Origin of the sequence: Streptomyces sp. NPDC008125, assembly GCF_042957125.1 — a bacterium.
Lineage (GTDB): Bacteria > Actinomycetota > Actinomycetes > Streptomycetales > Streptomycetaceae > Streptomyces.
Genome location: NZ_JBIBHR010000013.1, coordinates 209,843 through 233,832 on the forward strand (window position 1 = coordinate 209,843; position 23,990 = coordinate 233,832).

Below are 23,990 nucleotides of genomic sequence, written 5' to 3' on the forward strand. Positions count from 1 at the left end.
GGAACAGTGATCATGCCCCAAGTCGTCCGGGCGCCCGGCCCCGGCCCCGTTCCGGGAGACGGAACCCCTCCCGAAGCCCTGCGCGCCGACTGCGCCAACTGCTTCGGACTGTGCTGCGTCGCTCTCACCCTCGTCGCCTCCTCGGACTTCGCGGTCGACAAGGAGGCGGGCGAGCCCTGCTCACACCTCCGGGGGGACTTCCGCTGCGGAATCCACCGGCGGCTGCGCCCCGCCGGATATCCCGGATGCACCGTGTACGAGTGCTTCGGCGCGGGTCAGAAAGTCTCGCAGGGCGTGTACGCGGGGCAGGACTGGCGTTCCCGCCCGGAGACAGCGGACGAGATGTTCCAGGTCTTCCGGGTGATGCGTCAGCTCCACGAAATGCTCGCCCATCTGACGGAGGCGCTCGCCCTGTCCGCTGCCGAGCCGATGCGCGAGGAGCTGCGCCGGGCGCACGAGGCCACCGAGCGCCTCACCCGGGAACCCGCCGGTGAGCTGGCCGGACTCGACGTGACCGCGCACCGGGAGACGGTCGCGCCCTTGCTGCGCGGAGCCAGTGCCCTCGCCCGCGCCTCCGTGTCGCGTCGCCCGGCGTCCGGCCGCCGCGTGCCCAGCCGTCCCGGGAAAGTGCGCGCGGGCGGTGACCTCTTCGGGGCCCGGCTCCGGGACGCTGACCTGCGGGGTGCTGACCTGCGGTCGGCATGTCTGGTCGCGGCCGACCTCACCGGCGCGGACCTGAGTGTCGCGGACGTGCTCGGAGCGGACTTCCGCGACACCCGGCTCTCACACGCCGACTTGACGGCCACTCTCTTCCTGACACAGGTCCAGCTCAACGCGGCTCAGGGCGACGGGACGACGAAGATCCCGCCCTCGCTCACCCGCCCCGCCCACTGGGACGTCTGACGGCGACCGCACGGCGTTCGTCCCACCACGCGGTACCGGTCCTCGACGACGCGCCGCGGCTGAGGCCCGCCACTCCTCGGTGCGTTCGGGCGAGACGGCGGCCAGTGGCCCGAAAACGGTCTTGCCGTCGCCCCGGATGCCGTACACGGGCGTGCCGGGCTGCTGGCGCCACGACGCGTCCAGTGAACCTGCGGTTACCGTGTCGGACCCCGGCTCGTCGATGAGGTCCCGTACGACGCGCTCCGCGTGTTCGTCGTCCCCGCCGAGGGGAGCGTCTGCCGGCCGGGCGCCCCCGCTTCGAGGCCCCGGTCCAGGGTGTCCTGGGCGAAGGTGCCGTTTTGGCGACGGTCACCGTGTGACCGAGGGCAGTCGGACGCCGGGTCAGGTCACCGCCGATATGGCCCGCACCGATGATTCCGATTTGCATATGATCCGAGTTTTCAGACAGTGCCGCACGGTGACGTTTTGCCTCTCCTTCGCCAAGCCCTGGGTCCCGCCCGCTATTCCCGGTGAAGAATCGATACTTCTGCCGGAGGGGAAATGGGGCGGCCTCAGTGGGGGCATGTGAACGGACGGAGGACGTACCCCGCACCTCGCTGGAAGGTGGCCCCATGCTGCACGGAATCGATGTCAGCTCGTACCAGGAGACGTTCGACACGGACGGAGTGGATTTCGTCTTCATCAAGGCGACGGAGGGGCGTTCCTACGTCAATCCCCATCTGGCGGCGCAGGCAAAGAGGGCGCGGGACGCCGGTTGTGTTGTCGGCTTCTACCATTTCCTCTGGCCCGGGAAGGCGGCGGAACAAGTGCGCTTCTTCCTCGCCCGGACGCCGGAGAAATCCGGCGACCTGCTCGCCGTGGACTGGGAACGGACCGGAGACGGCACCCGGGCGAGTAACGCCGACAAGGACAAGTCCCTCCACGAGTTGAAACGGCTCCGTCCGGACCACCGGGCACTGCTCTACTGCGGCCGTTCGTTCTGGCTCGACGTCGACAGGACCTCGTACGCGGGCGACGGCCTCTGGATCGCGGACTACGTCGAACCCGGGGAGCCCCGCATCGAAGCGGACTGGCGCATCCACCAGTACACGGATCATCCGATCGACAAGAACGTGGCGGACTTCGCCTCGCCCGCCGAGCTGCGCAGTTGGGCCGGGGGATAGGTCTGCCTCCGCAGCGGCCTTCGCACGATACGGGAACCACTGCTCGCGCGGCACCGCACCGGTCGGACATCACCCAGGTGACTTAGTATGTTTTGTGGCACATGTCCGATCTGGTGGAGTGGTGGCACCCGACGCCTCCGACCCGCCCGCTGAACGGAGGAATGCCCGTGAAAGCCGCCGTGGTCCGCAGTTTCACCGAACCCCTGACCGTGGAGGAAAGGCCGGTCCCGATCCCCGCGCCGCACCAGGTGCTGGTGCGGATGGAGACCTCCGGCCTCTGCCACACGGACATCCACGCGGCCCGGGGGGACTGGCCCGTGAAACCCGAGCCCCCGTTCGTACCCGGCCACGAGGGCATCGGCCTGGTCGAGGCCGTCGGTGACCGGGTGGGTCACCTCTCGCCGGGGGACAGGGTGGCGATTCCCTGGCTCGGCGAGGCGTGCGGCCACTGCGGCCACTGCGTGTCCGGCTGGGAGACCCTCTGCCTGGAACAGCGCAACAGCGGCTACTCGGTCGACGGCAGTCACACGGAGTACGCCGTCGCCCACGGCACCTACGTGGTGCCGGTGCCCGAGGGGATCGACCCCCTCGACGCGGCCCCGCTGACGTGCGCGGGGGTGACCACGTACAAGGCGGTGAAGCTCTCGGGCGCCCGGCCCGGCGCGCGGGTCCTGGTCTCCGGCATCGGGGGCCTCGGCCATCTCGCCCTCCAGTACGCACGGATCTTCGGCGCGGAGACCATCGCCGTCGACGTCACCGACGAGAAGCTGGCACTCGCCCGGGACCTCGGCGCGGACCACGTCGTCGACGCCCGCACCCAGGACGTCGCCGAGGAGACCCAGAGGCTGGGCGGCGCCGACGCGGCCATCTCCCTGGCCGTCAGCAACACGTCCTTCTCCGCCGCGTACGGATCGCTCCGCCGGGGCGGGACACTGGTGCTGGTCGCACTGCCGGCCGAGGGCACGCTCGCGCTGCCGGTCTTCGACACCGTTCTGAACGGGATCACGGTCGTCGGTTCGATCGTCGGCACTCGCGAGGATCTGGCGGAGGTCTTCCGGCTGCACCGTCTCGGCCGTACCCGGGTCGTCCGCGAGACCCGGAAGCTCGACGACATCAACAGCTCCATCGGTGAAGTGCTGGAGGGAAAGGTGTCCGGCCGCCTCGTCTTCGATCTTCGCTGACGCCCCTCCGGCGGCGACCCCCGCCGTTGGGCCGTTTGAGTGTCCTTGGCGCCCGGTGACGCTCCACCGGGAAGGATGTCCCACAGGGCCGAACCGCGCCGGGCCATTCTGGTCGGCGAGTCCGCAACGGGCCGTCGATCAAAGGAGCGTCGGAGTGACGACGAGTGGCACCTCAGAACCGGTCGAATCCGAAGCCGCGTACGCGGACGAACTGCCGGTACGCCGCAAGCAGCCGGGAAACGTCGTCATCAGATGGCTGACCACCACCGACCACAAGACGATCGGTTCTCTCTACCTGATCACGTCCTTCGCCTTCTTCTGCGTCGGAGGTCTGCTGGCCCTGGTCATGCGGGCCGAGCTGGCCCGGCCGGGTACGCAGATCGTTTCCAACGAGCAGTACAACCAGTTGTTCACGATGCACGGCACCATCATGCTGCTGATGTTCGCGACGCCGCTCTTCTCCGGCTTCACCAACTGGATCATGCCGCTGCAGATCGGTGCGCCCGACGTGGCGTTCCCGCGGCTGAACATGTTCGCGTACTGGCTCTACCTCTTCGGTTCGCTCATCGCGGTGGGAGGCTTCCTCACCCCCAACGGTGCGGCCGACTTCGGATGGTTCGCCTACAACCCGCTCTCGAACGCGGAACATTCACCCGGTGTGGGCGGTGACCTCTGGATCATGGGACTTGCCTTCTCGGGCTTCGGTACGATCCTCGGCGCGGTCAACTTCATCACCACGATCATCTGCATGCGCGCGCCCGGCATGACGATGTTCCGGATGCCGATCTTCGTGTGGACCGTCCTGCTGACCGGCGTTCTGGTGCTGCTCGCCTTCCCGGTCCTGGCCGCGTCCCTCTTCGCCCTGGAAGCGGACCGCAAGTTCGGAGCACGGATCTTCGACCCGGCAAACGGCGGGTCTCTCCTCTGGCAGCACCTCTTCTGGTTCTTCGGACACCCGGAGGTGTACATCATCGCTCTGCCGTTCTTCGGTATCGTCAGTGAGGTCATCCCGGTCTTCAGCCGCAAGCCGATCTTCGGCTACGTCGGTCTGATCGCGGCCACCATCGCCATCGCGGGTCTCTCCGTGACGGTGTGGGCGCACCACATGTACGTGACGGGCGGCGTGCTGCTGCCGTTCTTCTCCTTCATGACGTTCCTCATCGCGGTACCGACCGGTGTGAAGTTCTTCAACTGGATCGGCACGATGTGGAAGGGCTCGTTGTCCTTCGAGACGCCGATGCTCTGGGCGACCGGCTTCCTGGTCACCTTCCTCTTCGGTGGTCTGACGGGTGTTCTGCTGGCCTCGCCGCCGCTGGACTTTCACGTCTCGGACTCGTACTTCGTCGTCGCGCACTTCCACTACGTCGTCTTCGGCACCGTGGTGTTCGCGATGTTCGCCGGATTCCACTTCTGGTGGCCGAAGTTCACCGGCAAGATGCTGGACGAGCGGCTCGGCAAGATCACGTTCTGGACGCTGTTCGTGGGCTTCCACGGCACGTTCCTGGTGCAGCACTGGCTCGGTGCCGAGGGCATGCCGCGTCGCTACGCGGACTACCTGGCGGCCGACGGCTTCACCGCGCTGAACACGATCTCGACGATCTCGTCGTTCCTCCTCGGCCTGTCCGTCCTGCCGTTCTTCTACAACGTGTGGAAGACCGCCAAGTACGGCGAGATGGTCGGAGTCGACGACCCGTGGGGCTTCGGCCGGTCGCTGGAGTGGGCCACCTCCTGCCCGCCGCCGCGCCACAACTTCGTCACTCTGCCGCGGATCCGTTCCGAATCCCCGGCGTTCGACCTGCACCACCCGTACGTCCGGGCGCTCGACGACGCGACCAACGTCCCCGACGCGTCGGTGACCGTCGCCCCCGGAGACAAGCAGCAGTAGACGGTGCCCGCCCGACGACGTCCGCCGCCACGAGAAGAGGAACCCGTGAAACCCGATCCGGACTGCGCCCGGGGCCTCGCCCGCATGGAGGGCTACCTCCTGTGGAACGCCGAGGTCGAAGAAGCGCGCCGCCGCGCGGGCCGCTTCACCGACCAGCTCCCCTGGCTCACCACCGCCCAGCGCGAGGACGTGGAACGCGTCTACGTCACCGACCGGGTGGCGGTCTGCCGTGAGTCGTTCAGCCGCGTCGCCGGGCGGGCCGTCGAGCTCCGCGCCGAGTACACCGAACGCTACGAGCAACTCAGGAAGCGCTGCGTTGCCCTGTCGGTCGCCGGGGCCGGAGCGGTGACGGGTGCCTTCGCCGCGCTGACCCTGCTCACCCGCTGACCCGGTCCAGCAGGCGTCCCGCCGCGGGCACCACGTCCGCGGCGGGACCCGGTACGTCGCACATTCACACCGCCGCCACCTGCGCTCCTGCCCGCTTGGGACCGAACACCCCCGCCTGCGCGGCGTCCAGAGCGGACAACCGGGCGGTCAGCCGGTCCGCGTACGAGCGGGACAGCCCGGCCGGGCGGCCGTCGAGGTGCACGGCGCAGGCGGTCGTCGTGTCGATCAGCAGTTCCAGCGCCTGGGCGACCTCGGCGGACCCCGCCGTACGCCGGGCCACCGGCGGAAGCTCGGCGGCCGACAGCTCGATCGCGTTCCGGGCCGCCGCCAGGGACCGGTAGGCGTCCCGGCGCAGATCACCCCGCCGCTCTCCGTCCCGCGGATCGTGCAGCACGTGACGGAGATACCGGAACGCGGCCGAGTTCGCCGTGTCGAGCGCCGAGCGCACCGTGGCCACCCGATGTCCCGGCATCCGCACGTGGCCGATCACCAGAACCAGCCCACAGGCCAGCAAGGACTCCACGACACGTCCCGCACCGGCGGAGGGCTCACCGGTCAGCGCCACCAGCGAGAGCACGAGCACGGTGACGACCGCGGTCTGGGCCGCGAAGTGCCGACTGGCCACGGGGACGAGCGCCCCGCACACCGCGACCGCTCCCACCGCGACCGCGGGCCCGGCGAACGGCGCCAGCAGCACCGCGAAGAAGGCTGCCCCCGCCACCGTCCCGACCGCCCGGCACAGCACCCGTGAGGCCAGCGGCCCGAGATCCGGCTTGACCAGGAACACCGCGGTCGCCGGCAGCCAGTACCAGTGGTCGTGCCGGAGCACCTGGGCGAGTGCGGTGCTCGTCCCGCAGCAGAGGGCCACCCGGATTCCGTACGCGCGCCCGGCCGGGCCGAAGGCACGCCGCAGCAGGGACGGCCGGCCGGACGCCTCGCCGGTCCGCAGCCGACGGCCTTCGCGGCTGTCGAAGTCCGCGGCGGCGCGCAGCAACGCCTCGTCGAGCGCGCGCAGCCCGGATCCGGACCGGGCCGGAGCCGGAAGCGCGCCGCAGCGGGTGCCCGTGAGGACGGCCCGTGCCAGCCGGTCGGGTCCCTCGGCGATGCGGGCGGGCAGTGGTTGCCCCGCCCAGGCCAGCGCGGTCGCCGCCTCGGCCAGGGGAAACGCGGCGGCATACCGGGCGTGCAGTCTGCGCTCGGCGGCGGAACTCGCGTGTCGCCGCAGCCTCGGCCCGGACAGAGTGTCCTGCGCGTGGTCGAGCGCGGCGCTCAGCGCCGCGCGCCGGCCCGGCGCCCGGTCGCTTCCTGCGGCCCGCAGGAGATCGGCGACGGCCGTGTACACCGCCGCCACGGCCTCGCGTTCCCCGTCGAGCACGTACGGAGCGCCCGCTCCCGTCCGGGAACGTACCGGGGAGGGCAGCACCAGGCGCAGTACCAGCAGCCATCCCGCGCCGACGAGGAACAGGACCGCGCGCTGCCGGCCGGGCTCGGGCAACGGCATCCCGGCGCCGATCACGGCCGCCACCAGCAGCTGGGTCCCACAGGCGGAGGCCACCGGCCCGGTCGAGCTGAGCGCGCCCGCCAGGAGCCCCAGCACGCCCAGCGCGAGCGGCAGGACGACCAGGGAACGCCGGCCGCCGTCGAGTCCGCCGAGGCAGGCGCCGAGGAGCAGCCCGATGGCGCCGATCACCGCGGGGAGCCCCAGCCGCAGCACCGCGCCGCGTCGGCTGCCCGGGCGGTCGTTGATCCCCGCGAGCAGGGCTCCCAGCGCGGCGGGCACCCCCAACGAGGGGCGGTCGGCCAGGACCGACAGCAGCAGCGGCAGTACGGCCGGCCCGCCCCGCAGCACGGCGCCCCAGGGCACCGGGGCACGCTGCATCTTCATGACATGTCCGAGCCAGCGGGGCAGCGGACGTGAAGGAAGAGGGAAGGGGAAGACGGGCAAGGAGGTTCGGAACACGGGGCTCCCGTCCAGCGGTGACATGGTGCGCCGGTGGACGTCCTCGGCCTTGGCTTCGTGCACCAAGCGTAGGGGAGCGACATGGAGAACGTGCTACCCGGCCGTTTCGGGAAGGTGAAGACCCCAGGGGCCCCTCAGCGGTAAGGGCCGGCCGAGCGCCGCGCGGGCAGGCGGCCGGCCCCGCCGGTGGCCGTCCCGGCCGGGGGGCAGCGGGCGGTGACCTGCGGATCACGGACCGCCCCGGGCCACCGCCGCAGGGCCTACCGGCGCGGCGGATCGCCCTCGCCCCGCTCGCCCCCGGCCCCGTACTGCCGCTTGAGGCCGTCCTGGGCCGAGTCGACCTGGCTCCGGTACTTGTTGCCGGTCTTCTTGTCGATCATGTCACCGCCCTTGTCGACGGCCTTGCCCGCCTGGTCCTCGTGGCCTTTGAGCATCTTCTTGATCTTGTCCATCGCCGACATGACGTGTCCTTTCCGTCGTCGTCCCCCCGGGTTCCCTCAAGGTTCGCCGGACCGCGCCCACTCCGCATCCCCGGTTCCGCGCCGGGATGCGAAGCCCGCACAGGCGCGGAAGTGTGAACACCGCCCCCATGGGCAGATACCGGTTGACCAACAGGAGGTGGTGGCAATGGGCCGCATCAGGATCGTCCGCCGTCCGCCCCAGCCCTCGGGGCCGCCCCCGCTCGACCTGCGCACGCCGTCCGGCCGGCCGCTTCCCTACTGACGACGCTTGAAGGCGCCGGACGCCCCCACCGGCGCCCGGCATCCGGAGCCGCGCGACTAAGCTTCGTACGCATGATCGACCACTCTCGCCCGCGCTCGTGTCCCGAGCAGGGAACCGCCGCGTGTCCGCCGCCGCCTGATTCGCGCCTCACCCGTCGTACGAACCGCCGGGCCGCCCGGCGGGGGAGTGCCGCGTGAACGCGCCCGAGCGGAACTGGGCCAAGAACGTCACCTTCGGCGCCCGGCGCCTGCTGGCCCCCACGTCCGTGGACGAACTTCGCGACATCGTGGGATCGGCCACCGAGCTCCGCGCCCTGGGCACCCGGCACTCCTTCAACGAGATCGCCGACACTCGGGGTGACCTGGTCTCCGTCGCCGGACTGCCCCGCGTGGTCGACATCGACTCCACCGCCCGGACCGCCACGGTGAGCGCCGGACTGCGGTTCGGGGAGCTGACCGGCACCCTTCACGGGAGCGGCTTCGCACTCCACAATCTCGGCTCGCTCCCGCACATCTCGGTCGCCGGAGCCTGCGCCACCGGGACCCACGGTTCCGGTATCGGCAACCGTTCGCTGGCCGGAGCGGTCCGCGCCGTCGAACTCGTCCGCGCGGACGGCTCCCTCACCACGGTGGAGCGCGGTCACCCCGACTTCGCCGGCACGGTGGTGTCGCTCGGCGCGCTCGGCGTCGTCACCCGGCTCACCCTCGACCTCGTCCCCACCTTCGACGTCCGGCAATGGGTCTACGAAGACCTGCCCCGCGACCAGGCGGTGCACGGGTTCGACGAGATCATGGCCGAGGGCTACAGCGTCAGCCTCTTCACGAGCTGGCGCGACCGGCCGGTCGACCAGGTGTGGGTGAAGCGTGCCGTCGACGGCGAGGACACGCACCAGGCCCCCGCCGAGTGGCGCGGCGCGGTGCTCGCCGACGGCCCCCGCCACCCGGTTCCCGGCATGCCGGCCGGAAACTGCACCCCGCAGCAGGGGACACGCGGCCCCTGGCACGAGCGGCTGCCCCACTTCCGCCTCGAATTCACCCCGAGCAGCGGAGACGAACTGCAGTCGGAGTACTTCGTGGCGCGGAGCGACGCACCCGCGGCTTTCGAGGCACTGGAGCGCATCAGGGACCGCATCGCACCCCATCTGCTGATCTCCGAGATCCGGACGGTCGCCGCCGACGACCTCTGGCTGAGCCCCGCCCGGGGCCGCGACTCCGTGGCCTTCCACTTCACCTGGAAGCCGGACACCGCGGCGGTGATTCCGGTGCTGCACGCCGTCGAGGAGGCCCTGGCCCCCTTCGGCGCGAGGCCCCACTGGGGCAAGGTGTTCCCCATGGACCCCGGCGGACTGCGCGGCCTGTACCCCGACTGGGCCCGCTTCGAGGAGCTCGCCGCCCGCCACGACCCCCAGGGAGTCTTCCGCAACGACTTCCTGCGCCGGTTCTTTCCCCGGTCCGGGGACTGACCCCGCGCCCGGCCGCCCGCCTCACCCGAGCCCCGGCCGCATCGCCGGGCGCTCGCCGGAGGCGGGCCTCCGGGCGCGGCGGTCCGACCGGGGCGTCAGCTCTTCGACCAGCTCCGCCAGCTCCACGCAGGCGTGCTCCATCTCGCGGCGGATGTTCAGCTGCTCCGTGACGACCGCCGACAGCAGCAGCGAGGTGAGCGTCACCGAGCCGTTGAGGAGCGCGAGGTTGAGCATCACCTCCAGCACCTCGTGCCCCCGGAACGGCCCGGCCTGGTGCGTCGCCGAGATCACCGCGAGTACGGCAACGAGCAAGGCGCAGGGGGCGCTGCCCGGCAGCTGGAAGCGGAGCGCCGCCCAGATCAGGACGGGGAACACCAGATAGAGCATGGCGAGCGTGCTCGTCGTCGCCAGCAGGGTGACGCCCGTCATGACGACGAACAGGCCCGTGGCCTCCAGCCAGCGGTCCGTGGCCCGGGGCATCCGCGCCCGCCGCAGGACCAGCAGGATGGGCGTCACGACGAGTACGCCCATGACGTCCCCCGCCCACCAGCACGCCCACACGGGCCAGAACCTCTCCAGCGGCAGCTTCTCGGTCAGAACCAGCGTGACGCACCCCAGCGCGGAGCTGACCAGCATCCCCGCGAAGGCACCCAGGAACACCAGCGCGACGCCGTCCCGCAGCCGGTCCAGTTCCTCCCGGAAACCCACCGACCGCAGCGCCAGGTACGCGCAGATCGGGCCGAGCGTGTTGCCGGCCAGGATGCCGAGCCCCAGGGGCGAGAACGAGCCACTGATGGAGACCGTGGCGAACAGGGCGCCGAGCGCGATGCCGGGCCAGATCCGTACGCCGAAGTACAGCAGGGCGGCCAGCGCCACTCCCGTGGGAGGCCACAGTGGCGTCACGACCGACTGGTACGCCTCCACCCTGCGCAGCAGCCCCAGACGACCGGACAGGTAGTACAGGGCGGCGACGCCCAGGAGCTGAGCGGTGGCCACGGCCCGGCGTCTGGCCTTCTCGCTGCGGATCACAGACGTCATCAGACACCGGCCCCGCACGCGACACCTGCGGTGACACGCACGGTGACGTCAGCCGGCCGGTACGCCGCCGTGGCGGAGGACGAGGAAGGCGACGTCGTCCTCGTGGCCCGTCACGTCCGCGGCCCCGAGCACCGTCTGCGCGAGCTCCTCGGCGGAGGCGGTCACATGGGCGCTCACCAGCCTGCGCATCCCTTCGAGACCCTCGTCGAGATCGAGGGAGGGACCCTCCACGAGTCCGTCGGTCAGGAGGACGACCGCGCCGGGCACGTCCAGTGAGTGCCGGGTGACCGGGTACACCTCGCCGTTCTGGATGCCCAGGGGCAGTCCGCCCGGACTCTCCACGATCCCCGACCGGCCGTCGACGGTGGCCCACACGCTCGCCACATGGCCGGCGCGGGCGGAGTGGAGCTCGTGGGTGACCGGATCCACCCGCAGAAAGGTGCAGGTCGCGAACAGGGGCGCCGTGACCGACATCATCAGATCGTTGGTGCGGCGCATGACCTCGCCGGGGTCCGAGGTGCTGCCCGCGATGGCCCGCATCGCGATCCTGATCTGCCCCATGACGGCCGCCGCCTCGACGTCGTGCCCCTGTACGTCACCGATCGCGAAGCCGAGCGTGCCGTCCGGCAGCGCGAAACCGTCGTACCAGTCGCCGCCGATGTCCAGCCCGTGGTGGGTCGGCTGGTAGCGGGCCGCGGTCTGCAGACCGGGGACCGAGGGCAGCGCGCCCGGCAGCATGGTGCGCTGGAGGGCCTCGGCGAGTTCGACCCGGGCCTGATGGAGCTCCACCTCCTGCCGCGCGCGGGCGGTGAGCTGCTGCAGGGTGCCGAGGAGATCCGCGGCGCTCGCTGGGGCGGGATTCCTCCGGCGAGTCATCGGCTGCTCCAGTGCGCATCGGTCTCTGCAGACTATTTCGCGTGGGCCGCTCCGGCGACCCGGCGGCGTACCGCCGGCCGGGGCCGCGTCCGGCGCGGTCCGCTGTCCGCCGCCCGGCCCCGGCACCGTACGATCCGTTCCGGAGCCGGGGCCGGACCGCGGGGCCCGTGAGGGGCTCGCCGGTGGTGGGACGCGCGCGGGAGGGGCAGTCATGGACGTGCACGAGCGGGAACTGGACCCTCCGTGGGAGGGAGTCCTCGCGTCTCCCCCGGGAGGAAGCGACTGCGGCGTCCTGGTGCTGGCCGGATCCAGTGGGCGGGTGGAGCGGGAACGGGCGCGGCTGCTCGCCGGCCAGGGGCTCACCGCACTCGCGATGCGCTGGTTCGGCGGGCCCGGCCAGCCGCCCGGCATCTGCGAGATACCCCTGGAGACCTTCACCAACGCCGTCGGCGTGCTGCGATCCACCGGCGCGTCGCGGATCGGGATACTCGGGGTCTCCAAAGGAGCCGAAGCCGCCCTGCTCACCGCCGTGCGCGACCCGCGGGTGGATCTGGTGGTCGCGTTGTCGCCGACCGACTCCGTCTGGTGCAACGTGGGACCGGGCCACGACGGCAGGAACCACCCGTACCGCTCCTCGTGGACCTGGCGGGGCCGGCCGCTGCCCTTCCTCCCCATGGACGAGTCCTGGAGACCCGGGACTCCCGCCGGCGAGCCGGTCGCCATCACCGGCTGGTACGAACTCAGCCGTCGCGCCTTCGGCCACCTGCTCCCCGAAGCGGCGATCCCCGTGGAGCGCGCCCGCGCGGACGTGGTCCTCGTCGCCGGCGGCGACGACGCTATGTGGCCCTCCGCCCCGGCCGCCGAACGGCTGGCCGCCCGGCGGCGCGCGGCGGGCGCGAGCGTCACTCTGATCAGCAGTGCCGACGCCGGTCACCGCATCCGGTTCCCCGGCGAAAGAGCCCTGCCGCCGTCCCCGGAACATCTCCACGGCGGCACTTCGGAGGCGGACGCGCTGCTCGGTGCGGAGGCCTGGCCGCTGATCGTCTCCGCGCTCCGGGGAACCCCCGCCGCCCGGTCAGGCGGCTGATCCGCGGGGCCGGGCGCCGTCTCTCAGGCCAGCCGGTTCCGGTGGACCCGGCCGTCCTTGACGATGACGGCGAGATTCTCCTCGGGCGCGCCGAGCACGCTCAGATCGCGGGTGGGGTCGCCCTCCACGACGAGCAGGTCGGCCCAGGCGCCGACCGTGACCTCGCCGATGCGGGCCGCCTTGTACGGGTCGCGTTCCCCGCAGAGCCGGAAGAGACGGGCGTTGCCCGAGGTGACCATCTTCAGTGCGTCGACGGGCGTGAATCCGAAGGTGCTCGACAGCCGGGTGAGCATCTCGCTCTGGAGGGTGGCCCTGGACGGGTCCAGCAGCAGGTCCGTTCCGAAGGCGATCTGCGTCCCGGCGGCCCGCGCCCACGCGTAGGTCCGGGCCACGCCGTCGCACACCTGCTTGTTCTTCGCCGTGGACTCCGGCGAGGAGAAGGAGTGGTCGCCCTCCAGGAACGGCTGGGTGCTCAGCCAGACGCCCTCGTCCGTCAGCAGACGGATGGTCTCCTGCGAGGCGAGGTGACCATGCTCGACGGACTTGATCCCGGCGGCGACCGCGCGGCGGATCCCCTCGTCGCTGAAGACGTGTGCGCTGACGTACGTGCCCCAGTCGGCGGCCGCCTCGACCGCCGCGCGCAGCTCGTCCACCGTGTACTGCACCACGTCGAGCGGGTCGTGGGCCGAGGTCACTCCGCCGCCGGCCATCACCTTGATCTGGGTGGCGCCCCGTTTCAGCTGCTCGCGGGCGGCCGCCAGCACCTGGTCCCGGCCGTCCGCGACCCGCATGAACCCGATCCCCTCGGCGCGCGACGGGGCACCGCCGAACGTCGTGGCGTCGTCGTACGCGCAGGAGAAGTCGCCGTGCCCCGAGGTCTGCGAGAGCGCCGCCTGGCTCGGATAGATCCGCGGGCCGGGAAAGGCGCCCGCGTCCAGGACCTGCCGCAGCGCGGTGACGTCCCCGCCCATGTCCCGCACGGAGGTGAAGCCACGCAGGAGCATCCGGCCCGCCTCGGCCAGCGCTCGGTAGTAGCCCGAGCCGGTGCTGCCCATGGCCAGTCCCACCTCGGTGTTCCCGGCGGCGAAGAGGTGCACGTGCGCATCGGTCAACCCCGGCATGAGCACCCGTCCGCCGCCCTCGACCACCAGCGCGTGCGGCGGCGTGCCGCCACCGATCGCGGCGATCCTGCGGTCTTCGACGAGCACCGACGAAGGTCCCGAGACCTCGCTGCTCAGCCCGTCGAAAATGCGGACGTCACGGATGAGGACCGGTACGGAGCCCATGGGGTTCCTCTCTGCGGACGGGGGACGCGGGACGGCGGACTGCGGGCGGGGGGCGACGAAGGCGAAGGACGCCTGCCGCGCCAGGGACCGGCGCGGAGAACCGGGCCGGTTCCTCTGCCTACCGCGCGTCTTTGGTCCTGAAACCCTCCCGTGCGGGGAGACCGGTGACGCGTGACCCGACCTCCGCCGCGGCTCCGTCCGGCCCAGCGGCGGACGGTTGTCGATGCGCCTGTTCGACGCTACGTTCGCCCTTGATCATCAGGAGCCCGGACCCCGGGGAACCCAGTGGAAGGCCGAGAAGCGCGTGCGAGACGGAGCTGCGCGGGTCGTACGGAATCCTGTGCTGCCCGGTTCCCACCCCGATCCCTCCATCGTGCGGGTCGGCGACGACTACTACCTGGCGACCTCGACGTTCGAATGGTGTCCGGGAGTCCGCCTGCACCATTCCAGGGATCTGGTTCGCTGGGAGCCCCTGGGTGGCGCGCTGACGGGCCCGCCGACACTGGACCTGACCGGATGTCCGGACTCCGGCGGCGTATGGGCGCCCAGCCTGAGCCACGCCGACGGGCTGTTCCACCTCGTCTACAGCAACGTGTCGGCGTACACCGGTGGCTTCTCCGATGCCCCCAACCACCTCGTCACCGCTCCCTCGATCCACGGCCCTTGGTCCGAGCCGGTCCCGCTGCACGCGCGCGGTTTCGACGCGTCCCTCTTCCACGACGGCCCCGACAGCTGGCTCATCAACCTCGTCCACGACTGGCGGCCCGGGCACGGTGGGTCCGCCGGCCTGGAAGCGACCCGCTACGACCGGGCGGCCCGCACCCTGAGAGGCGACCCCGTCCTCATCGGCCTGCCTCCCGGGGACGGTTGGATCGAGGGCCCCAACCTCTACCGCGTCGGTGACTGGTACTACCTACTGACGGCCGACGGCGGCACCGGCTACGACCACAAGGTGACGGTCTCCCGCTCCCGTACCCTGACCGGCCCGTACGAACGCGATCCGGGCGGCCCGCTCATCACCGCACGCCACCGCCCGGACCTGCCCCTGCAGAAGGCCGGTCACGGCAGCCTCGTGAAGACGCCCGCCGGTGAGACGTACCTGGCCTACCTCGTGGCGCGCCCGCTCGGCCGGCACGGTCCGTGCGTCCTGGGCCGGGAGACGGCCTTGGCACCCGTGACCTGGACTCCTGAGGACTGGCCCCGCGTCCCGACGGGCGAACCCGCCCTGGAAGTGGCCGCCCCCGCCGCCGTACGGCGCGCGGCACCCCCGCAGGACGCCCCGGCCCCGGGCGTCCACCTCGCCGACGGCTTCGACCGGCCCGCCCTGGGGGCCCAGTGGTCCACGCTCCGGCGCCCAGCGGCACCGGAGTGGCTGTCGCTCACCGACCGCCCCTCCCACCTCCGGATCCGGGGAGGTCGCGCCCCGCACAGCCTCGTCGGGCCGAGCCTGGTGGCCCAGCGCGTGACCGCGCCCCGCTGCTCCTTCGAAGCCACCATGGAGTACCGCCCCGAGGCCTTCCAGCACCTCGCCGGAATCACCGCGTACTACAACACCCGCAACTGGTACTACCTGTACGTCACCGCCGACGACGAAGGCCGGCCCCTCCTGCGCAGGGCGAGCAGCGACCGGGGCGTACTGGCCGTCGACGAGGCCGGCGGAATTCCTCTCGACGGCATCGCCAGGCTGCGCCTGGGGTGCGAACTGGACGGCCGGGAACTGCGCTTCCACTACGACACCGGCTCGGGCCGGCGCCCCTTCGGCGAGGTTGCCGACGCGACCGTGCTCTCCGACGAGCACGCCGAGGACGTCCACCAGGGGCAGGTCAGATCCATGGGCTTCACGGGCGCCTTCGTCGGACTGTGGGTCTGGGACCTCACCGGAAGAGGTCACCACGCGGACTACGACGGGGCGACGTTCACAGCCGAGGAGTGAGCGGGGCCCGACGGTACGGCCCCGAGACCGCGGCGCCGGAGCTCACCGAGGCGGCCACGGCTCTCACCCCGCGCCCGTTCGGGCTGGTCACCTGCGGCTCGCCCGCCGCTGAAACACGGCGCGGGGACCGGTGCGAGCCGGCCCCCCCGTTGGCTCGCCCCTCAGCGCCCCGACGTCTCCAGGAAGACCGGGTTGGTGAGGGCGGCCATCGGGCCGAACATCAGGGCGTCGCCCATGGTGTTGCCCTGCCCCGCCGAACCGTTCGCCATCGGATGGCGGACCTCGGCACGCACGTACGCGGCGAGCGAGGTGGTCGTACGCCACACCACCGTGCCCGCGCCCTCGGCGCTCAGGGACTCCTGGTGCATCTGGCCCTCGTCGGTGATGAAGCGGACCGTGCCGTTCGGCACGCCCTTCACATCGAGGCGGACATCCACCGGCGCGTCGGCGGGCGCCCTGAGGGTCTCGCCGATCCCGGCCTGCCGCGCGTCGCCGCTCACGGTGAAAGCCAGCTCCACCGCGGCGGACTCGGCGATCCAGCTGCGCCCGGCGCGGATTCCGTCCATGATCGAGTCGGTCTGCAGGTCGTCGGCGAGCACCACGTTGTGCGGCAGGCCGATGACCTGCGGGGTGCTGTGGGCGTCACTGTTGCCCATCGCCGGCAGCCACCGGCCGCCCGAACGCACCGCCTCGCCGATCTTCTGGTCCCAGGTGCTGATGGCATGCTCGTCGTCGTACGTCCACGGGCCGGTCCACACCTCGGTGGCGTCCGCGTCGTCGAAGCCGAACTTCCACTGGCTCGCCACGTACGCGCAGTACATGTGGGCGGGCACCACGAGGCCACCGCCGCGGCGCACCTGACGGGCGAAGCGGGGGAAGGCGTCGTCGCGGTTGCGGTAGCGCCAGTCGATCCACTCGCCGGGGGGAAGGCCGAGGGCGAGCCAGTGCCCGTTGCGGGTGGTGACCTCCTCACCGGTGATGATCAGCAGGTCGGGACCGGCGTACTCGCCCCACACCGCGTGCGAGGACGAGGTGTTGTGGTCGGTGGAGACCATGAAGTCCAGCCCCGCGTCCCGCGCACCGGCCGCCACCTCGGCAGGCAGGCGCTTGCCGTCGGAGTGGACCGTGTGCAGGTGGCAGTCGCCCCGGTACCAGGCACGGCCGCGGCCCCTGGCCCGCTGCGGCGGGAAGCTGCGGGGGGCGGCCGGGCCGGGCTCGCCGTAGGTCAGGGTCACCTGGACCTGGTAGTTCAGCCCCTGCGGTGCGACCTGGTACGGCCCGAGCACGATGTGCCAGGTGCCGCGGCCGACCTTGCCCGGCAGATAGCCCGGGGTCGCCTCGCCGTTGCTGATCTCGAAGGAGGTACGGGAACCGCCGGACCATCCCCGGAAGCCGCGCCCGCCCAGGTCGGTGCCGCGCTCGTCGAAGATGCCGATGTCGCAGGAGTTGCCGGGCGTGCCGGAGGGGACCGCGGGCTTGTCGTACGCGTACGACACGGAGATCTTCCGTACGCCGGACGGAACCTCAACGGGGAGGTGGACGAAGTCGGCGACGCCGGTGGCCAGATGGCCACTGATGACATGGGTCGCCTCCGGGCCCTGCGGGGCGGACTCCGCTGCCCGGGCCGACGGGGCGAACGTCATCGGAGCCAGGGTGAGGGCAGCCGCACCGGCGACGCCCGCCGCCAGCAGCCCGCGGCGCCCCGGCCCGCCCCCGGGTTCGTCGGTCCGCCCGGCGTCGGGGTGGAGGATGTCCACCTGGTGCTCGCAGTGTCCGTCAAGGCACATGGGTCGTCCTAAAAGTGTGTGTTCTGGTGAAATCCTGTTCCTTTCGACTCTTGGTGATCTTCGTTAACGCGGCGTGGCCCAGGCGTGACGGCGTGAGGTATCGACGGTGGCGGAAGCATGCCGGTGCGGGGGCCCGGGGCTCGAAGTCCCGAGGCCCCGCCTCTTTCGTACGATCGGTCAGCGCTGGTGGCGGGGGTTCTGGACGCGGCCCTTGGAGGACGTCACCGCCGGGTCGAGGTTCCCGAACTGCCGGGTGTAGGGACCCACCGAGATGCCTCTGACGCTCTGCGAGGCGGCCAGCTGCTGGAACGACGAGGTCCGGGACGCCGTGGTGAGGATCCGGGCGGCACTGCGCTGGAGGTCGCCCAGGCGCATGGTCCAGCCGTCCGGGGCGGGGTAGTCACCGGTGAGGGTGATCCTGTAGGAGATGACCGGACCGGTGGCGTCGTCCGCCGCCGTGTGCGTCACGTCCGAGACCGTGACGGCCGCCTTCTGGGCGGTGGTCAGGGCGGAGGAGGCGAGCAGAGCCCGGACGGCCCGGTAGGCGTCGTCGACCGCGGTGAACTTCGGGTTGGCGCTGTGGGTCTGGTTGTTGATCGCGTCGATCGTGGTGGTCCCGGACAGCGGGGTCTTCGACAGGTCGGTCGTGGCGTCGACGGTGGTGGAGACCGTCTCGGCCCCGGTGGCCGCCAGGGTGAGCCCTCCCAGCTGGAAGACGTAGCGCGTCGAACCGGTGCTCCGGACGGTTCTGGTGTACGCGGGCAGCCCGTCGACGTCGAACGCCGGCGCGGCCTTCACCGTGGCGTTGACGATGTCGGCGGGCCGGCCGCCCGGTTCGATGAGGTCGTTGCCGGAGTACATGGTGCCGGTGGCTCCGTGCGCGCCGCCCCAGTCGGTCATCACGGTGCCCTCGAAGCCCCATTCACCGCGCAGTACGTCGGTGAGGAGGTCGTAGTCGCCGGAGGCGTACGTCCCGTTGACCTTGTTGTACGAGCTCATGACGGACATCGGCTGGGCCGCCCTGACGACGATCTCGAATCCCTTGAGCTCGATCTCGCGCAGTGCGCGCTCGCCGACGACGGCGTTTCCCGAGCTGCGGTCGGTCTCCTGGTTGTTGCCCGCGAAGTGCTTGACGGTGACGCCCACCCCCGGGTTGCTCTGGACGCCCTCGGTGGTCGCGGCGGCGGTGAGCCCCGAGACGAGCGGGTCCTCGGAGTAGTACTCGAAGTTGCGGCCGCCCAGCGGGTCGCGGTGGATGTTCATACCGGGGGCGAGCCAGAGGGAGACGCCGAGCGCGTTCATCTCCTTGCCGACCGCGGTACCGACCGCGTCGACCAGGTCGCGGTCCCAGGTCTGGGCGAGGAGAGTGCCGATGGGCCACGCCGTGCCGTACTGGTAGACCGGCGGGTTCGTGGCGGTCTTCCGGGTGAGCCGCAGACCCGCCGGTCCGTCGGACAGGGTCATGCTCGGTATGCCGAGATCCTCGTGGGCGCCGGTGGTGTACCCGGCTGCTCCCACCGCGGACAGGGTGGTGCCGCCCCTGATGCCCGCCCCCTCCACGATGTCGGCGAGCTGGGCCACCGAGAGCCCGGCGACGAACTGCTCGATGGATGTCCTGCCCCTGGCGACGTCGAAGAGGGTGCGGCCGGGACGGGTCTCCACGTAGGAGACCTTCTCGCCGGTCTTGGGCCGGTAGGGGGCGCCGGTGCCCTCCCAGTCCGTCTGGTTCCGGTCGAGGGCGACCGTGGTGGAGGAGACCTTCGCGCCGTCGAGCACGTGGTACGGGGAGGCGGGGCCGGCGGTGACGTTCTGCTCGTACTCCGAGGCGTTGTGGACGGTGCGGAACGAGCGGGGATCGAGACCGATGCGCCGGGCGGAGGCGATCTCCTCCCTCTCCCCGGCGTAGGTGTAGAAGTCCGCCGGATCGCTGGTGAGCTCCTGGGCCGGCTCCTGGTCGTCCAGCTCGTTGTGGAGCTGCTCGGTCACGACGGACCTCGCGAGGTCCAGCCGGGCGGCGACACGGGTGTTGCGGGAGGAGTCGCCGACCCGGACCACGTAGTCGCCCGCGTCGAGGACGTAGGCGGCGCGGGTTTCGTCGTAGGAAGCCAGGGCGGAGGTGTCGAAAGCGACCGTCACGGTCTGCGAGGCGCCCGGCGCCAGGTTGTCCGTCTTGGCGTACCCGGCCAGCTGCTGGTACGCCTTGTCCGCGCCGGACTGCGGTGCGGAGACGTAGACCTGCACGACCTCCTTGCCCCTGTAGCGGAGTCCGGTGTTGGTGACCTTGGCCGTGACCGTCACCTGCTGGGCGTCAGCCGTCACCTGCTGGGCCTGGACACCGAAATCGGTGTACGAACCACCGTAACCGAACGGGTAGTTGACCACGGATGCGGGATTTCCGCGGTCGAGCGCCCGGTAGAAGGAGTCGAACCAGCGATAACCTACGTAGATTCCCTCGCTGTATTCCTCCCTCCCGGGGACGCCGTCATTGTCGGCGAAAGTCGCCGAGGCCGGGTAGGCGGAGTAGCTGGACGCCCAGGTGTCGGTGAGCTTGCCGGAGGGGGGTGTGGTGCCGTTCAGTACGTCGACCAGCGCGTTGCCGCTCTCCTGGCCGGCCTGGCTCATCAGCAGCATGGAGTCGAGCGCCCGGCCGCCGGACGCGTCCTTCCGGGCGGCGTTGATCTCCCGGTAGAAGCTGGTGTCGACGATGCCGCCCGAGTTGATGACGACGACCACGTGCCGGTAGGTGCGGCCGAGCAATTCGAGGTCGGCCCGCTCGGTGTCACCGAGCAGGTAGTCGCCCTTGCCGGAGGAACGGTCCGCACCCTCACCGGAGTTGCGGGCGAGGACGTAGACGGCGGTGGCGGTCTTCGCGGTGGGCTTCGCCGTGTCCTCGGTCAACGGCTGCTCCACGGCGGCGTAGTCGACCTTGGGGGCGAAGCCGCCGGAGGAACTGCTGCCGTACCTCGCGTCGTAGGCGCTCGTCAGGGCGGACCAGTAGGTGTCGCCGGTGGTCACGGTGTAGCCGGCGCTCTCCAGGCCCTGGCGGGCGCTGACGGTGTACCGGTTGTTCACGTCGCCGGAGCCGGTACCGCCCTTGGCGGTCCGGTACGCGCCGGCGCCGAAGAGGGCCACGTTGCCGGTGGCGGAGAGCGGAAGCACGCGGTCGTGGTTCTCCAGCAGGACCATGCCCTGCGCCGCCGCCCGGCGGGACAGGGTCGCGTCGGCCAGCTCCAGGGCGGAGGGCCGGGGGTCGGTCGCGGCCTCGGCGGGAAGCAGCACGCCGGACAGCAGGGCCGCCGCGACGACCGAGGCGGCGATGACGGCCGCGAGCGCCGGCTTCGGCCGGGGGCGTTGCGGAGTGATTTTCATCGACGGCGTCCTCTTCGTCCGAGTCCGGCAGGGAGACCGGACGCAGAGAGGACGCTATGGAGCAACTTTTTGGCCGTCAATAACTGAAAACAGATATAGTTCGCGGTTTTGCAGGGAGCGGAACGTACCGTTTGGCCAATGACGGGTAAAACCGGACTGTGCCACTATCATTCGGCCCATGGATGTGGCTTCTGATCGCCCCTCACCCCGCAACAGAACCAGGGAAGAGATCTTCCGGGTCATCCAGGGCGGCGGTGCTCTCACGCGTGCGCAACTCGTGGAAGCCACCGGTCTGTCCCGGAGCACCGTCAATCACGCGGTCTCCCGGCTCATCGCCGAGGAGCGGGTGAAGGAGGAGGACCCCGGGGCGAAGGGGCCGGGGAGCGGCAGCGGACGCCCGGCGGGGGTGCTGAGATGCGTTCCCGGCGGGGCCAGTTCGGTGGCACTCGACTTCGGGCACACCCATGTCAAGGTCGCCGTCGTCGACGACACGGGCCGGATGCTGGCCCAGCGGCGTGCCGACCTGAACGTCGACCTGTGCGCGTCCGAGGCCATGGACGCGGCGGCGGACATGCTCGCGGAGCTCCGCCGCGAGCACGCCGTCGACGACCTCTCGACCGTGGTCGCGGGGATCCCGGGGCCGCTCGACTCCGCGACCGGGCTGGTGCGTTCGCCCACGATCCTCTCCAGTTGGGTCGGCCTCGACCCCGGGAGGGAACTCGAACGCCGGCTGGGCCTGCGGGTCCACGTCGAGAACGACGCCGTACTCGGGGCCTGGGGCGAACTGCGGTGCGGCGCCGGCCAGGGCTACTCCGACTTCCTGTACGTGAAGGCGTCCCACGGCATCGGCGCGGGGATGGTGCTCGGCGGTGAGCCGTACCGGGGAGCTCTCGGTATCGCGGGGGAGATCGGCCACACACCGCTGCCCGGCTACACGGAGCTGTGCCGGTGCGGCAGACGCGGCTGTCTGGAGGCGGTGGTCTCGGTCGAGTCCGTCAAGGCGCAGATCGCCCACACCCATCCCGGCCTGGGTGCCGGCGTTTCCTTCGTGGACCGGCCGGACGATCCGACCACCTGGCGGATCCTGAACGACGCGGGCCGCATCCTCGGCGAGGTGCTCTCCGTCCTGAGCAACCTGCTCAACCCGGCCGCGGTCATCATCGGCGGGGAACTCGGCGCAGCCGGCGGCGCCCTTCTCGAAGGTGTGGCGGCGACGGTGCACCGCAGCGCCCAGCCCGCGATCGCCGCGTCCCTCGACATCCTCCCCGCCCAGCTGGGGAGGGACGCGGAGCTGATCGGCGCGGCGGCGCTCGGTGCCGCCTTCGCACGGAAGTGACCGGGAGCCGAAGGCCATGGGAGCGCTCCCGCGCGGGACGGGGCGCTCCCGTGCGTCCTCAGGCGGACGCCCGGACCGGGCCTGACCGGCGTGACCGGCCGGAGTCGACGAGGAGCTGAAGTCGTCGAACCGGACCACGGCCACCGGATCGGCGACGGAACGGGATGCGTGGGGCGAGGGCCTTCCGCGGCCGGCCGGCGCCGTGGGGCGGACGTGGCCGCGGCGCGCGAGAGTCCGGTCCCAGTCCGGTCCCGTATCCGCCGGTCCAGGCAAGCGGCGCGGGCCGGTGAGTTGCCGTACCGGCCGACTCGCGATCCCGCACTCGACGAACGAGGCCGTCCAACAGGGACTTTGTCCTCCCAGCGGAAAAAGTCTGCGCGAATCGACGCACGACTTCTTCACGACCCTGCCGTTGGCTGCTACGTTCCACCAAAAGCAGGAGCCGCAAGTCCGTTACGGACACGCGGTGTTGTGGCTAGGGGCACGTCTTCGACGCCGAGGGTGTCCGTTTCGCCCACGAGGTCCACCCCGGCGAGATCGCCTACGACTACTGGACCACCCGGCGCGCCCTGGAAGCCGTCGGCCACCGGCCCGCCTTCGGACTCAACTTCGCCCCCTCCCACTTCGTGTGGCAGGACCTCGATCCGGTCGGCTTCCTCTGGGACTTCCGCGACCGGATCTACCACGTCGACTGCAACGAAGCCCGTAAACGCCTGGACGGCCGCAACGGACGGCTCGGCTCCCACCTGCCGTGGGGCGACCCCCGCCGCGGCTGGGACTTCGTCTCCGCCGGCCACAGCGACGTCGCCTGGGAGGACGTCTTCCGGATGCTGGGCTCCATCGGTTACCAGGGGCCGGTCTCAGTCGAGTGGGAGGATGCCGGCATGGACCGGCTCCACGGCGCCCCTGAGGCCCTGGCCCGGCTCAAGGCATTCGACTTCGACCCGCCGAAGGCGTCCTTCGACGCGGCCTTCGTCACCCAGCCCTCCTGACCCGGGTGACGGCCGAGACCGGGCCGCAGCCGTCACCGCCCCGGAACGACCGGTCCCGCGGGCCGGGTGGTCCCGCCGCGAAATCCGGATCAAGGAGCTCCGGCAGGCGGTGCCCGGCCTGACCCGCCAACACTGGCCTGGTGCATACCCCGATGCCACCACCGTCGCCGGCTGCGCCGCCGTGGCCGCCGGCCTGCACCCGCCCACCGGAATGGTCACCGAGACACCCCCGTTCGCCGCTTCGGGCCGTCCCGCCCTCGCCGTCGCGATCCCACTGGCAGCGGCGGTGTGGGCGTACGACCTGGGGCTCAAACGGACCCCGGCCGGCCCGGCGGCGATGGCGGCGGCACGCGGTCTCGACCTGCTCCTCGGGGCGGCGGCGACCCGGCCCGGTACCCGCAGCGTCCGGCACGCGGCACCCTCCGCGGCACTGCTCGCCGGCCACACCCCGGCCGTCACCGCCGTCTCCCGGCGGGAGACCACCGGCGGCGCCCCGCTCGTACCGCTCGCCACCCTCACCCTGATGCTCGGCGGCCGGCCCGGCGCGTGCGGAACATCCGGCACGCCCGCCCCGTCCAGGGCCGCCGGGGACCTTTTGCACGCCGGTACTGCCACCGGCTAG

The 23,990-nt window shown here is 71.5% G+C and carries 17 protein-coding genes and 2 pseudogenes; 11 read left to right on the forward strand and 8 right to left on the reverse strand.

Annotated elements, in window-relative coordinates:
* Window positions 1–12 precede the first annotated feature (12 nt).
* On the forward strand, window positions 13–903 hold the full coding sequence (locus ACFZAX_RS23075) for a pentapeptide repeat-containing protein (protein WP_390963832.1): 891 nt from the start codon (window positions 13–15) through the stop codon (window positions 901–903).
* Between the two features lie 63 nt (window positions 904–966).
* Here the strand turns inward: ACFZAX_RS23075 and ACFZAX_RS23080 are convergent.
* Window positions 967–1,241: pseudogene (locus tag ACFZAX_RS23080) on the reverse strand (NADP oxidoreductase); the annotation flags it as partial.
* Between the two features lie 273 nt (window positions 1,242–1,514).
* Here ACFZAX_RS23080 and ACFZAX_RS23085 point away from each other — a divergent pair.
* The 4 genes from ACFZAX_RS23085 (at window position 1,515) to ACFZAX_RS23100 (ending at window position 5,519) form a co-directional block, all read left to right on the forward strand.
* Window positions 1,515–2,066, forward strand: a complete 552-nt coding sequence (locus ACFZAX_RS23085; RefSeq protein WP_390963833.1) for a GH25 family lysozyme — start codon at window positions 1,515–1,517, stop codon at window positions 2,064–2,066.
* Between the two features lie 167 nt (window positions 2,067–2,233).
* Window positions 2,234–3,247, forward strand: coding sequence for an alcohol dehydrogenase AdhP (gene adhP, locus ACFZAX_RS23090; RefSeq protein ID WP_390963835.1), 1,014 nt, complete (start codon window positions 2,234–2,236; stop codon window positions 3,245–3,247).
* 154 nt (window positions 3,248–3,401) lie between these two features.
* The gene (gene ctaD / locus ACFZAX_RS23095) at window positions 3,402–5,132 is read left to right on the forward strand and encodes a cytochrome c oxidase subunit I (RefSeq protein WP_390963836.1); all 1,731 of its coding nucleotides are present in this window, start codon (window positions 3,402–3,404) and stop codon (window positions 5,130–5,132) included.
* 45 nt (window positions 5,133–5,177) lie between these two features.
* The gene (locus ACFZAX_RS23100) at window positions 5,178–5,519 is read left to right on the forward strand and encodes a hypothetical protein (protein ID WP_390963837.1); all 342 of its coding nucleotides are present in this window, start codon (window positions 5,178–5,180) and stop codon (window positions 5,517–5,519) included.
* Between the two features lie 64 nt (window positions 5,520–5,583).
* Here the strand turns inward: ACFZAX_RS23100 and ACFZAX_RS23105 are convergent, their stop codons facing one another.
* Window positions 5,584–7,404, reverse strand: a complete 1,821-nt coding sequence (locus ACFZAX_RS23105) for an FUSC family protein (protein WP_390963838.1) — start codon at window positions 7,402–7,404, stop codon at window positions 5,584–5,586.
* A gap of 335 nt (window positions 7,405–7,739) precedes the next feature.
* Window positions 7,740–7,940 (reverse strand): Rv0909 family putative TA system antitoxin, encoded by a 201-nt coding sequence (locus ACFZAX_RS23110; RefSeq protein ID WP_390963840.1) that lies wholly within the window; start codon window positions 7,938–7,940, stop codon window positions 7,740–7,742.
* A 455-nt stretch (window positions 7,941–8,395) separates the two neighbouring features.
* Here ACFZAX_RS23110 and ACFZAX_RS23115 point away from each other — a divergent pair, with 455 nt between their 5' ends.
* Window positions 8,396–9,664 (forward strand): D-arabinono-1,4-lactone oxidase, encoded by a 1,269-nt coding sequence (locus ACFZAX_RS23115; RefSeq protein ID WP_390963841.1) that lies wholly within the window; start codon window positions 8,396–8,398, stop codon window positions 9,662–9,664.
* 21 nt (window positions 9,665–9,685) lie between these two features.
* On the opposite strand, the gene ACFZAX_RS23120 is transcribed toward ACFZAX_RS23115, so the two are convergent.
* Together ACFZAX_RS23120 and ACFZAX_RS23125 are read right to left on the reverse strand one after the other, a co-directional pair.
* Window positions 9,686–10,693 carry an MASE1 domain-containing protein gene (locus tag ACFZAX_RS23120; RefSeq protein ID WP_390963892.1) on the reverse strand — a complete coding sequence of 336 codons (1,008 nt, stop codon included), beginning with the start codon at window positions 10,691–10,693 and terminating at the stop codon, window positions 9,686–9,688.
* A 57-nt stretch (window positions 10,694–10,750) separates the two neighbouring features.
* Window positions 10,751–11,578 (reverse strand): SpoIIE family protein phosphatase, encoded by an 828-nt coding sequence (locus ACFZAX_RS23125; protein ID WP_390963843.1) that lies wholly within the window; start codon window positions 11,576–11,578, stop codon window positions 10,751–10,753.
* 211 nt (window positions 11,579–11,789) lie between these two features.
* Between ACFZAX_RS23125 and ACFZAX_RS23130 the strand changes: the two genes are divergently transcribed.
* Window positions 11,790–12,665, forward strand: coding sequence for an acyl-CoA thioester hydrolase/BAAT C-terminal domain-containing protein (locus ACFZAX_RS23130; protein WP_390963844.1), 876 nt, complete (start codon window positions 11,790–11,792; stop codon window positions 12,663–12,665).
* 23 nt (window positions 12,666–12,688) lie between these two features.
* Here the strand turns inward: ACFZAX_RS23130 and ACFZAX_RS23135 are convergent, their stop codons facing one another.
* Window positions 12,689–13,951 (reverse strand): amidohydrolase family protein, encoded by a 1,263-nt coding sequence (locus ACFZAX_RS23135; protein ID WP_390963845.1) that lies wholly within the window; start codon window positions 13,949–13,951, stop codon window positions 12,689–12,691.
* A 304-nt stretch (window positions 13,952–14,255) separates the two neighbouring features.
* On the opposite strand from ACFZAX_RS23135, the gene ACFZAX_RS23140 reads away from it, so the two are divergent.
* On the forward strand, window positions 14,256–15,884 hold the full coding sequence (locus ACFZAX_RS23140; protein WP_390963846.1) for a family 43 glycosylhydrolase: 1,629 nt from the start codon (window positions 14,256–14,258) through the stop codon (window positions 15,882–15,884).
* A gap of 161 nt (window positions 15,885–16,045) precedes the next feature.
* Here the strand turns inward: ACFZAX_RS23140 and ACFZAX_RS23145 are convergent, their stop codons facing one another.
* The gene (locus ACFZAX_RS23145) at window positions 16,046–17,671 is read right to left on the reverse strand and encodes a CehA/McbA family metallohydrolase (RefSeq protein ID WP_390963848.1); all 1,626 of its coding nucleotides are present in this window, start codon (window positions 17,669–17,671) and stop codon (window positions 16,046–16,048) included.
* Between the two features lie 177 nt (window positions 17,672–17,848).
* On the reverse strand, window positions 17,849–21,040 hold the full coding sequence (locus ACFZAX_RS23150; RefSeq protein ID WP_390963849.1) for a glycoside hydrolase family 3 N-terminal domain-containing protein: 3,192 nt from the start codon (window positions 21,038–21,040) through the stop codon (window positions 17,849–17,851).
* A 178-nt stretch (window positions 21,041–21,218) separates the two neighbouring features.
* Here ACFZAX_RS23150 and ACFZAX_RS23155 point away from each other — a divergent pair, with 178 nt between their 5' ends.
* The 3 genes and pseudogenes from ACFZAX_RS23155 to ACFZAX_RS23165 all read left to right on the forward strand — a co-directional run bounded on the left by ACFZAX_RS23155 (window position 21,219) and on the right by ACFZAX_RS23165 (window position 23,990).
* Window positions 21,219–22,376 carry an ROK family protein gene (locus ACFZAX_RS23155; protein WP_390963850.1) on the forward strand — a complete coding sequence of 386 codons (1,158 nt, stop codon included), beginning with the start codon at window positions 21,219–21,221 and terminating at the stop codon, window positions 22,374–22,376.
* 485 nt (window positions 22,377–22,861) lie between these two features.
* Window positions 22,862–23,368: pseudogene (locus tag ACFZAX_RS23160) on the forward strand (sugar phosphate isomerase/epimerase family protein); the annotation flags it as partial.
* A gap of 109 nt (window positions 23,369–23,477) precedes the next feature.
* Window positions 23,478–23,990: a hypothetical protein gene (locus ACFZAX_RS23165; RefSeq protein ID WP_390963852.1), complete on the forward strand. Its 513-nt coding sequence runs from the start codon at window positions 23,478–23,480 to the stop codon at window positions 23,988–23,990.